This window comes from Pseudomonas pudica, from assembly GCF_015680405.1.
Classification (GTDB): domain Bacteria; phylum Pseudomonadota; class Gammaproteobacteria; order Pseudomonadales; family Pseudomonadaceae; genus Aquipseudomonas; species Aquipseudomonas pudica.
This window is the reverse complement of the sequence record NZ_JADLJS010000023.1, coordinates 73240-84596: the sequence shown is the minus strand read 5'-3', so window position 1 is coordinate 84596 and position 11357 is coordinate 73240. Positions and strand designations below refer to the sequence as shown.

10 protein-coding genes are annotated in these 11357 nt (G+C 65.9%); 5 read left to right on the top strand and 5 right to left on the bottom strand.

Translation table 11 applies throughout. The features are described 5' to 3' along the window. Positions 1 to 138 precede the first annotated feature (138 nt). From mnmC to IRZ77_RS17000, 5 genes are all read left to right on the top strand, one after another. Positions 139 to 2103, top strand: a complete 1965-nt coding sequence (mnmC, locus tag IRZ77_RS17020; protein ID WP_196173981.1) for a bifunctional tRNA (5-methylaminomethyl-2-thiouridine)(34)-methyltransferase MnmD/FAD-dependent 5-carboxymethylaminomethyl-2-thiouridine(34) oxidoreductase MnmC — start codon at positions 139 to 141, stop codon at positions 2101 to 2103. A gap of 230 nt (positions 2104 to 2333) precedes the next feature. Beyond that, positions 2334 to 4121 (top strand): N-acetylglutaminylglutamine amidotransferase, encoded by a 1788-nt coding sequence (locus IRZ77_RS17015; RefSeq protein ID WP_085601018.1) that lies wholly within the window; start codon positions 2334 to 2336, stop codon positions 4119 to 4121. 3 nt (positions 4122 to 4124) lie between these two features. Beyond that, positions 4125 to 5870 carry an N-acetylglutaminylglutamine synthetase gene (ngg, locus tag IRZ77_RS17010; protein WP_196173979.1) on the top strand — a complete coding sequence of 582 codons (1746 nt, stop codon included), beginning with the start codon at positions 4125 to 4127 and terminating at the stop codon, positions 5868 to 5870. A gap of 129 nt (positions 5871 to 5999) precedes the next feature. Further along, positions 6000 to 7184, top strand: coding sequence for an osmoprotectant NAGGN system M42 family peptidase (locus IRZ77_RS17005; RefSeq protein WP_085601017.1), 1185 nt, complete (start codon positions 6000 to 6002; stop codon positions 7182 to 7184). A gap of 83 nt (positions 7185 to 7267) precedes the next feature. Next, positions 7268 to 7495, top strand: coding sequence for a YheU family protein (locus IRZ77_RS17000; RefSeq protein WP_003252629.1), 228 nt, complete (start codon positions 7268 to 7270; stop codon positions 7493 to 7495). A 52-nt stretch (positions 7496 to 7547) separates the two neighbouring features. Here IRZ77_RS17000 and csrA read toward each other — a convergent pair whose 3' ends face one another. The 5 genes from csrA to rnd form a co-directional block, all read right to left on the bottom strand. After that, complete coding sequence (csrA, locus tag IRZ77_RS16995; RefSeq protein WP_196173977.1) at positions 7548 to 7736, bottom strand: carbon storage regulator CsrA; 189 nt, start codon at positions 7734 to 7736, stop codon at positions 7548 to 7550. 120 nt (positions 7737 to 7856) lie between these two features. Then, the gene (locus IRZ77_RS16990) at positions 7857 to 8666 is read right to left on the bottom strand and encodes an SDR family oxidoreductase (RefSeq protein ID WP_196173975.1); all 810 of its coding nucleotides are present in this window, start codon (positions 8664 to 8666) and stop codon (positions 7857 to 7859) included. 144 nt (positions 8667 to 8810) lie between these two features. Then, positions 8811 to 9743 (bottom strand): D-2-hydroxyacid dehydrogenase, encoded by a 933-nt coding sequence (locus IRZ77_RS16985; protein ID WP_108479982.1) that lies wholly within the window; start codon positions 9741 to 9743, stop codon positions 8811 to 8813. A gap of 2 nt (positions 9744 to 9745) precedes the next feature. Next, on the bottom strand, positions 9746 to 10039 hold the full coding sequence (locus IRZ77_RS16980; RefSeq protein ID WP_046616470.1) for a YcgL domain-containing protein: 294 nt from the start codon (positions 10037 to 10039) through the stop codon (positions 9746 to 9748). Next, complete coding sequence (gene rnd / locus IRZ77_RS16975) at positions 10036 to 11169, bottom strand: ribonuclease D (RefSeq protein WP_085601014.1); 1134 nt, start codon at positions 11167 to 11169, stop codon at positions 10036 to 10038. The genes IRZ77_RS16980 and rnd overlap by 4 nt, the downstream gene beginning before the upstream one ends. Positions 11170 to 11357 lie beyond the last annotated feature (188 nt).

Here is an 11357-nt window from a genome sequence, read left to right as displayed (position 1 = left end):
GGGCCCCACCCCCCCCCACCCCCCCCCCACCCCCACCACAACGGGGGGCCCCGGGCGCCCCGGCGATAGGGCCGGTACGGCCAGCGCAAAATCATCAGATGGCATAAAATCCGCCCATCCGCTGCAACCGAGCCAACCATGTCCACCCTCCTCCAGCATGCCCAGATCGACTGGGACGACCAAGGCCGCCCACATTCGCGGCAATACGACGACGTCTATTTCGCAGTCAACGAAGGCATCGAAGAAACCAAACACGTGTTTCTCGGGCAAACCCGCCTGGCCGAGCGCTTTGCCAACCTCGCCCCGCACGCCTGCCTGGTGATCGGCGAAACCGGGTTCGGCACTGGCATGAACTTCTACTGCGCCTGGCAACTGTTCGAGCAACACGCCCACGCCGAGGCTCGCCTGCATTTCGTCAGCGTCGAAAAGTACCCGCTCGGTCGCGAAGACATGGCCCGCGCCATACGCCTGTGGCCGGAACTGGCGGCCTACAGCCAGCCCCTGCTGGAGCAGTACGTGGCAGTGCACCCTGGCTTCCAGCAGTTCACCTTCGACAACGGCCGGGTCACCCTCACCCTGTTGATAGGCGACGTACTGGAACAGCTGCCGCAACTCGATGCCCAGATCGACGTGTGGTTCCTCGACGGCTTCGCCCCGGCCAAGAATCCCGACATGTGGACCCCGGAGCTCTTCGCGCAACTGGCACGGCTGTCACACCCGGGCACCGTGCTGGGCACCTTCACCACCACCGGCTGGGTACGCCGCAGCCTGGTGGACGCCGGCTTCGCCATGAAGAAGGTGCCGGGTATCGGCAAGAAATGGGAAGTGATGAGCGGCGCCTATGTCGGCCCTTTGCCAAGCCCCGGCGCGCCATGGTACGCGCGCCCGGCTGCCGCAGCGGGGCAGCGTGAAGCGCTGGTGATAGGCGCCGGGCTCGCCGGCAGCACAACCGCCGCCAGCCTGGCCCGGCGTGGCTGGCAGGTTACCGTGCTGGAACGCCACGACACCCCGGCACAGGAAGCTTCGGGTAACCCGCAAGGGGTGCTGTACCTCAAGCTGTCCGCCCATGGCACGGCGCTGTCGCAGATGATCCTGGCCGGTTTCGGTTACACCCGGCGCCAGCTTCAGCGCCTGCAACGTGGCCGCGACTGGGATGCCTGTGGCGTGCTGCAACTGGCCTTCGACAGCAAGGAAGCCGAACGCCAGGGCAAACTGGCTGGCGCCTTCGAACCTGGCCTGTTGCACTCGCTGGAACGTGCAGAGGCCGAAGCCATCGCCGGGGTGGCCTTGCCGGCTGGTGGGCTGTTCTATCCCGAAGGTGGCTGGGTGCACCCCCCGGCGCTGTGCCAGCAGCAGTTGCAGCACCCGGGTATTCGCCTGCTGATGCACCACGAGGTGCTCGAACTGCGCCATGTCGACGGGCAATGGCAAGCCTGGGCGGGCGAACGCTTGCTGGCCAACGCGCCGGTGGTGGTCCTGGCCGGTGCCGCCGACGTATTGCGCTTCGAGCCATGCGCGCACCTGCCGCTCAAGCGCATCCGCGGGCAGATCACCCGCCTGCCGGCCACCACCAGCAGCCGCGCGCTGCGCACCGTGGTGTGTGCGGAAGGCTATGTGGCGCCGCCGCGCGGGGATGAACATACCTTGGGCGCGAGCTTCGACTTCCATAGCACAGACCTGGCGCCGACGGTGGCCGAGCACCAGGGCAACCTGGCATTGCTGGACGAGATTTCGCTCGACCTGGCCCAGCGTCTGGGCACCGCCGAACTTAACCCCGGGCAATTGCAGGGGCGCGCGGCGTTCCGTTGCACCAGCCCGGATTACCTGCCGATAGTCGGGCCGGTGGCGGATGCGCAGGCGTTCGCCCAGGCCTATGCAGTGCTGGGCCGGGATGCGCGGCAGGTGCCGAATGTAGCCTGCCCCTGGCTGGATGGGTTGTATGTGAACAGCGGGCATGGCTCGCGCGGGTTGATCACGGCACCGTTGAGCGGCGAACTGGTGGCAGCCTGGGTGTGCGGGGAACCGCTGCCGTTGCCACGGGCGGTGGCGGAGGCGTGCCACCCGAACCGGTTTGCCTTGCGCAGGTTGATTCGCGGCAAGTGATCGGCCGGGGGCTGCTGCGCAGCCCAATCGCCGGCAAGCCAGCTCCCACAGGGACCGCGCAAGTCCCCAGGCCTGTGGTGAACCTGTGGGAGCGGGCGAGCCCGCGAAGGGCTGCGCAGCAGCCCCATATAACAGATCGATCTAAAACTCTCACAAACCACATGGGTCAGTTCCTTAAGGTGCCCTAATCCGGGGCACCCCCTCCCCAACGGAAAAACCGGTAAGGACCTATGTGCGGATTAGCAGGAGAGTTGCGTTTCACCCCCATCGACCAAGCCCCTCGCCCAGCCGACCTGGCTGCGGTAGAGCGCATAACCCACCACCTGGCGCCCCGTGGCCCGGATGCCTGGGGCTTCCATAGCCAAGGCCCGATCGCCCTCGGCCACAGGCGCCTGAAAATCATGGACTTGTCCGACGGCTCTGCCCAGCCGATGGTCGACAACACCCTGGGCCTGTCGCTGGCCTTCAACGGCGCCATCTACAACTTCCCCGAACTGCGCCAGGAGTTAGAGGCCCTGGGCTACAGCTTCTGGTCCGACGGCGACACCGAGGTGCTGCTCAAGGGCTACCACGCCTGGGGCGCGGCCCTGTTGCCCAAGCTCAATGGCATGTTCGCCCTGGCCATCTGGGAGCGCGACAACCAGCGCCTGTTCCTCGCCCGCGACCGCCTGGGTGTCAAACCCTTGTACCTGTCGCGCAACGGCGAGCGCCTGCGCTTCGCCTCGACCCTGCCGGCGCTGCTCAAAGGTGGCGACATCGACCCGATGCTCGACCCGGTGGCACTCAACCACTACCTGAATTTCCACGCCGTGGTGCCGGCGCCACGCACCCTGCTGGCCAACGTGCAAAAGCTGGAACCCGGCACCTGGATGCGCATCGACCGCCATGGCGAAGTGGAACGCCAGACCTGGTGGCAGCTGCACTACGGCGCCAACCCCGATGAACGCGAGCTGGACCTGGAAGGCTGGACCACCCGCGTGCTTGACGCCACCCGCGAAGCCGTGGCCATTCGCCAACGGGCAGCGGTGGACGTTGGTGTGCTGCTGTCTGGTGGGGTCGATTCCAGCCTGCTGGTCGGCCTGCTGCGCGAAGTGGGTGTGGACGACCTGTCGACCTTCTCCATCGGTTTCGAGGATGCCGGTGGCGAACGCGGCGACGAGTTCCAGTATTCCGACCTGATCGCCAAACACTACGGCACCCGTCACCACCAGCTGCGCATCGCCGAGCACGAGATCATCGAGCAATTGCCAGCCGCCTTCCGCGCCATGAGCGAGCCGATGGTCAGCCACGACTGTATCGCCTTCTACCTGCTGTCGCGGGAAGTGGCCAGGCACTGCAAGGGCGTGCAAAGCGGCCAGGGCGCCGACGAGCTGTTCGCCGGCTACCACTGGTACCCACAGGTGGACGGTGCCGAGGATGCCTTTGCCGCCTACCGCGAGGCCTTCTTCGATCGCAGCCACGCCGAGTACCGCGACACCGTGCAGGCACCCTGGTTGCTGGAGACCGACGCGGCCGGCGATTTCGTTCGTGAACACTTCGCCCGCCCCGGTGCCCCCGATGCCGTAGACAAGGCGCTGCGCCTGGACAGCACGGTGATGCTGGTCGACGACCCGGTCAAAAGGGTCGACAACATGACCATGGCCTGGGGCCTGGAGGCGCGCACGCCGTTCCTCGACTACCGACTGGTGGAGCTGTCGGCACGCATTCCGGCACGTTACAAGCTGCCCGACGGCGGCAAGCAGGTGCTCAAGCAGGCGGCGCGGCGGGTGATCCCGCACGAGGTGATCGACCGCAAGAAGGGCTACTTCCCGGTCCCGGGCCTGAAGCACCTGGAAGGTGCCACCCTCGGCTGGGTGCGTGAGCTGCTGACCGACCCCAGCCAGGACCGCGGGCTGTTCAACCCGGCCATGCTCGACCGCCTGCTGAGCAACCCGCACGGCCAGCTGACACCGCTACGTGGCTCCAAACTGTGGCAGCTGGCAGCGCTGAACCTGTGGCTGAGCGAACAAGGAATCTGACCGATGAAAGCCCACGAAATTGCTTACGGTCAGCGCCTGCTGCGCGGCCAGGCGCCGTCCTATGAACGCCTGCAGGCGCGCCTGGCCGGCGACGGCAGCCAGCCCCACGCCCAGCCACGCGCCGTGCATTGCGGCTGGGGCCGGCTGCTGATCGGCCACACCTACCCCAACCCGGCCGACCTGGCCGCCGACCTGCTGGAAGAACGCCCCGGCGAGCGCGACATCGCCCTGTACGTGGCCGCGCCGCAGCAGCTGCTGGCCCAGGCCCCGCAGCAACTGTTTCTCGACCCGTCCGACACCCTGCGCCTGTGGTTTACCGACTATCGCCCGGCGCAACGGGTGTTCCGCGGCTTCCGCGTGCGCCGGGCGCAGAACCCGGGCGACTGGCAGGCGATCAATACCCTGTACCAGGCGCGCGGCATGTTGCCGGTCGACCCCGAGCTGCTTACCCCTCTGCATCTGGGCGGCCCGGTATACTGGCTGGCCGAGGACGAAGACACCGGCGCGGTGATCGGCAGCGTCATGGGCCTGAACCACGCCAAGGCATTCGACGACCCCGAGCACGGCAGCAGCCTTTGGTGCCTGGCTGTAGACCCGCAGTGCACCTGTCCTGGCGTGGGTGAAGTGCTGGTGCGCCATCTGGTCGAACACTTCATGAGCCGCGGCCTGGCCTACCTGGACCTGTCGGTGCTGCACGACAACCGCCAGGCCAAGCGCCTGTACCAGAAGCTGGGTTTTCGCAACCTGCCGACCTTCGCGGTCAAGCGCAAGAACGGCATCAACGAACAACTGTTTCTGGGGCCTGGCCCTCAAGCCGACCTCAACCCGTACGCACGCATCATCGTCGACGAAGCGCTGCGTCGAGGCATCGAAGTCCAAGTGGACGATGCCGCTGGCGGCCTGTTCACCCTCAGCCTGGGCGGGCGCCGCATTCGCTGCCGTGAGTCGCTCAGCGACCTGACCAGCGCCGTGACCATGACCCTGTGCCAGGACAAGCGCCTGACCCAGCATGCCCTGCACAATGCCGGGCTGAAGGTGCCGGCGCAGCAGTTGGCCGGCAATGCCGACGAAAACCTGGCGTTTCTCGACGAGCATGGCGCGGTGGTGGTCAAGCCGGTCGATGGCGAGCAAGGCCAGGGAGTGGCAGTGAACCTCACCTGTATCGACGACATCACCCACGCCGTGGCGCAGGCCCGCCAGTTCGACAGCCGCGTGTTGCTGGAAAGCTTCCATGCCGGGCATGACCTGCGCATCGTGGTGATCGGCTATGAAGTGGTAGCGGCAGCCATCCGCCACCCGGCGCAGGTGTTGGGCGATGGCAAACACAGCATCCGCCAGCTGATCGACGCCCAGAGCCGTCGGCGCCAGGCCGCAACCGGTGGCGAAAGCCGCATTCCGCTGGACGACGAAACCGAGCGCACCCTGCGCGCGGCGGGCTTTGGCTATGACGACGTGTTGCCTGCAGGCCAGCGCCTGGCCGTGCGACGCACCGCCAACCTGCACACCGGCGGCACCCTGGAAGACGTGACCGAACGCCTGCACCCGGTGCTGGCCGACGCCGCGGTGCGCGCAGCACGGGCGCTGGAGATTCCGGTAGTGGGGCTGGACTTCATGGTGCGGGATGCCGGGCAACCGGAATACGTGATCATCGAGGCCAACGAGCGTGCCGGGTTGGCCAACCATGAACCGCAACCGACCGCCGAGCGTTTTATCGACCTGCTGTTTCCGCATAGCCGGCCTTTGGCGTAACCGCTGCTGGCCTCTTCGCGGGCTCGCCCGCTCCCACAGGTCCAGCACAGCCCTCGAGACTTGTGGGGTTCCTGTGGGAGCGGGCGTGCCCGCGAAGAGGCCGGCACAGGAGTAAAGGAGTCCCCAACCATGTCCGACCGACATCCCGAACCCGATCTCGACTACCTCAAGCGCGTGCTGCTGGAGATGCTCGCCATCCCCAGCCCCACCGGATTCACCGACACCATCGTGCGCTACGTGGCCGAACGCCTGGACGAACTGGGCATCCCCTTCGAACTGACCCGCCGCGGCACAATCCGCGCCACTCTCAAGGGCCGCCAGACCTCGCCCGACCGCGCCGTGTCCGCTCACCTGGACACCATCGGCGCCAGCGTGCGCCAGTTGCAGGAAAACGGCCGCCTGGCCCTGGCGCCGGTCGGTTGCTGGTCCAGTCGCTTCGCCGAAGGCAGCCGGGTCAGCGTGTTCACCGACACCGGCGTGTACCGGGGCAGCGTGTTGCCGCTGATGGCCAGCGGGCATGCCTTCAACACCGCCATCGACCAGATGCCGATCAGCTGGGAGCACGTTGAGGTGCGCCTGGACGCCTACTGCGCCACCCGCGCCGACTGCGAAGCGCTGGGTGTAAGCATCGGTGATTTCGTTGCCTTCGACCCGCTGCCCGAATTCACCGAAAGCGGCCACATCAGCGCCCGCCACCTGGACGACAAGGCCGGCGTGGCAGCGCTGCTGGCGGCGCTGAAAGCCGTGGTGGAAAGCGGCCGCCAACCGTTGATCGACTGCCACCCGCTGTTCACCATCACCGAAGAGACCGGTTCGGGAGCAGCTGGCGCCCTGCCCTGGGATGTCAGCGAGTTCGTCGGCATCGACATCGCCCCGGTGGCGCCCGGGCAGGCCTCCAGCGAGCATGCGGTGAGCGTGGCCATGCAGGACTCGTCGGGGCCTTACGACTACCACTTGTCCCGGCACCTGCTGAAACTGGCCGGTGACCACGACCTGCCGGTGCGGCGCGATCTGTTCCGCTACTACTTCAGCGATGCCCATTCGGCAGTGACGGCGGGGCACGATATTCGTACCGCGCTGGTGGCCTTTGGTTGCGATGCCACGCATGGCTACGAGCGAACGCACATCGACAGCCTGGCGGCGTTGAGCCGCTTGTTGTCGGCGTACCTGCTGAGCCCGCCGGTGTTTGCCAGTGATTCGCAGCCGGCCAATGCGTCATTGGAGCGCTTCAGCCATCAGCTGGAACATGATGCGCAAATGGAGAGCGATACGCGGGTGCCGGCGGTGGATAGCCTTGTCGGAAACAAGGCTTGAGGCCCTGGGGGCTGCGTTGCAGCCCCAAAATGCCAGATGTTTCGCGTAGCATGCCCCCACCAACACCCTAGGCAACGCCCACCATGCTGATCCCCTACGACCAACTGCAAGCCGAAACCCTGACCCGCCTGATCGAGGACTTCGTCACCCGTGACGGTACCGACAACGGTGACGACACCCCGCTGGAAACCCGCGTGCTGCGGGTGCGCCAGGCATTGGCCAAGGGCCAGGCGTTCATCCTGTTCGACCTGGAAAGCCAGCAGTGCCAGTTGCTGGCCAAGCATGATGTGCCCAGGGAGCTGCTCGACTAGCAGGTATGGCCTTTTCGCGGGCGTGCCCGCGAAGAGGCCGGCACAGGCAACATCAGATTGCATGGGTTTTGTCTTTCTGCCCTGCCTTGATGCGCTTGTACACCTCGGCCCGATGCACCGACACCTGCCGCGGTGCATCCACGCCAAAGCGCACCACCCCCTCCCGCGTTTCCACGACCATGATCCGAATGTCATCACCAATCATGATGATCTCTCCCACTTCGCGCCCTATTACCAGCATGCTCCGATCCTCCAACGAAAGGGAAAACCGGAGCCTGCCTTGACGGCATAGGGCTACTCAATAGTTCTGCCGTGATTCAGAAGCGCCCTACATTTCCTAGTAACTTTCCTTACAGACGAATCATCGCGACTGAGCCTTGGCCCGCATTTTCACCGCCATCTCAGCCATCTCGTCGTAAAGCCGCTCAGGGGCCTGGCGCTTCAGCTGCCAGGCCTGGCGCCCGGCCTCATGGGGCAGTATCAGGAACTCGCCGGCGGCTACCTGCCGGTGGATGTGCTCGGCGATGTCCGCCGCGTTGATTGGCGAGCCTTCCAGCAGCTTGCCAACCTGGGCTATCATCGCAGGGTTCGGCCCGCGGAACGAGTCCAGCAGGTTGGTCTGGAAGAACGACGGGCACACCACATGCACCGCCACCTCCAGTTGCCGTAGCTCGACCAGCAGGCTTTCCGACAGGGCCAGCACGCCGGCCTTGGCCACGTTGTAGTTGCTCATGCCCGGGCCCTGCATCAGCGCGGCCATCGAGGCGATGTTGATGATCCGCCCCTTGCTGCGCTCCAGCAGCGGCAGGAAGGCCTTGCAGCCCTTGACCACGCCCATCAGGTTGACCGCGATCTGCCAGTCCCAGTCCTCCAGCGACAGTTCGGCGAAGAACCCGCCTGAAGCGACGCCGGCATTGTTGACGATCACGTCGATACCACCGAACTGCTCGGTGCAGGCCTGGGCCAGGGCGGTGAGCTGGCTGTAGTCGCGCACGTCGCAACGCTGGACAAAGCCATCGCCGCCGGCTGCGCGGGCCAGCTCCAAGGTTTCGCGCAGGCCGGTTTCGTTGACATCGGCCAGCGCCAGGCGCCAGCCCTCACGCGCCCAGCGCAGGGCGATCTCGCGACCGAGGCCGGACCCGGCCCCGGTGATCATGATGCGGTTTTGCATGTTGGCTGGCCTTGTTCTGACGGTTTGTGCAACCAGTCTAATCAAGGCCTGGGCGGCAGGCAGGGTTCATCAGGGTAGTGAATGGACGGGCATGAGCGCATGGTTAGCCTCGTGCTGCGAAGAGGCCGGAACAGGCACTAAATATCAATAGCCCCGGGCGAAGTCCACTTCACCTCGCAACCCTTGCCCCGCCGCGTACGCCCGCACGTTCTCGACAAACAACCGCACCATCGCCGCCGGCGAGGTGGGCGCCGAGCTGTGCCCGGTCAGCAGCAAGCCCCAGGCTGTCCAGAACGGGTGTTGCCTGGGCAACGGCTCCTGCCGGCAGACATCGATCACGGCCCCCGCCAGGTGCCCTTCCTTCAGCGCCTCGACCAGGTCAGCGTCGACCACCGCCGCCCCACGCCCGGCATTGATGAACAGCGCCGTGGGCTGGAAGCACTTGAACAGTGCCGCGTCATACAGGTCGTGGGTGGCCGGGGTATCCGGCAACAGGTTGAGCACGTAGTCGACCTGCCCAACCATGCGCGGCAGGTCGGCCAGCGCCGCAACCTCGACGAACGGCGCCTGCTCGCGGGCGCTGCTGGCAACGCCATACAGCACCACGCCAAACGCCTGCAGGAACTCGGCCACCCGCTGGCCAATGTCGCCAGTGCCGACGATCAGCACCTTGCGCCCTTCCAGGGTACGCCCCGGGCGGTCATCCCAACGCCGCTCGACCTGGCTGACCAGGCGCGACAGCACCTCGCGCTCATGGCCGAGCATGTAGGTGAGCATGTACTCGGCCATCACCTGGCCAAAGATGCCCACGGCACGGGTCAGGCGATAGTCGCGCGGCAGGCCTTCGGCCAGCAGCGGGGTGATACCGGCCCAGGTGGACTGCATCCAGCCCGGTTTGTGGCCCTGGCGCAGCAGGCTTGCCAGCAGGTCCGGCTGGCCCAGCCACACCGGGCACTGAGGCGCCTGGCGGGCCAGTTCGGCGGAGTCGCCGCTGGTCAGGATTTCCAGCTCTGGCGCGGCTGCGCGCAAAATCTCGGCGTATCGAGCATGATCATGCTCAGCAATCAGTACTCGCATGATCAGGCAGGGTCGTTACGGCGCAGCAATTCTTCGGGCAGGTGCTCGATGTAGTCGTCTTCCGGCGGCGGCATCTGCAGGTGGTAACCCTGGTTGTCGAGGTTTTCCAGCACCTTGGCGATGTCCTCGCGGGCCAGCTTGCGCTCGGGGGTAAGCACCAGGTCGAAGGCGTGCATGGGGGTGCCGAAGAATGGCAGCAGGCCTTCAGGTACGCGCCCAAGGCCGTCGGCCTTGAGCACGTACAGGTACATTTCGTTCTTGCGGGGGCTCTTGTAGATAGAGCAAATGCGTTTCATCGGGTCTCTCCGGCGCCTGCCAGGCTGTCCAGCAGGGCCTGGCCCATGCGCTCACGGCGCCAGCCGCGCAGCGAATCGGGCAATTGATAGGGGCCATTGGGGTAGCCGCTCTTGAGCAGCGCTTCCAGGGCTTTCTTGCGCAGCATCAGCTCGGGGGCAATGCCCAGGCGCTCACCTTCGGCCTGGCCGATGGCACGCAGCTGCTTGAGGATGCCGGCAGCCTCGATCGGCAAAGGCTCGGGCAAGGCCTGTGGCCATTGCTCGGCTGGCAGGCTGGCGGCACGCTTGATCAGCTCGATGAGGAACTCACCGTCCTGACGAATGGTGCGCGGATGCATCTCGTCGATCTTGGCCAGCGCCGACAGGTTGCTCGGCTGGCTCTTGGCCATGGGCCACAGCGAGTGCTCCTTGAGAATGCGGTTGCGCGGCACGTCGCGGTTGCGCGCTTCACGCTCGCGCCAGGCGCACAGCTCACGCAGCACTGCCAGTTGCTGGGGGGCCAGCTTCCAGGCCAGCTTGACGTCGCGGTACAGGCTTTCGGGCTCGACTTCGCGGCGCAATGCGGCCACCAGTTCGGCGCCGTCCTCCAGCACCCAGGCATACTTGTCGTCACTCAGGCGCGGGCGCAACACGGTGAACAGTTCTGCGAGGTGCACGGCATCCTCGGCGGCATAGCTGACCTGGGTTTCCGAGAGCGGGCGCTGCAGCCAGTCGGAGCGGGTTTCGCCCTTGGGCAAGTCGATACCCAGCACTTCCTGCACCAGGCGCGAATAGCCCATGGAGAAGCCCAGGTTCAGGTAGCCGGCGGCCAGCTGGGTATCGAACAGCGGCTGTGGCAGCTTGCCGGTCAGGCGCAGCAGCACTTCGAGGTCTTCGCTGCAGGCGTGCAGCACCTTGACCACGCCGCTGTCATCCAGCAGTTCGGCCAGCGGTTGCCAGTTGCCGATCAGCAACGGGTCGATCAGGAAGGCACGCTGGCCATCGCCGATCTGGATCAGCCCGGCTTTCGGGTAGAAGGTGTCGACCCGCATGAATTCGGTGTCGACGGCGACGAAGGGCAGCTGGTGCCAGTCGCGGCAGTGTTCGGCCAGGCTCTGGTCGTCACGGATCCAGTGTATTTCGATGGCCACGAGGCTCTCCCACTAACATTGGCGCGCAGTATATACGGCGCGGGCACTGCTGGTGAAACCTGCGCCATCCTTGATATCGATCAGTGGTGCTGTTGTGCGTGTTCAGGCAGCAGCAACTCTCGTGCGCAAAATCCGCAAGCTTCGCGATCCCAGTGGGAGCGGGCATGCCCGCGAACACGGGCGAAGCC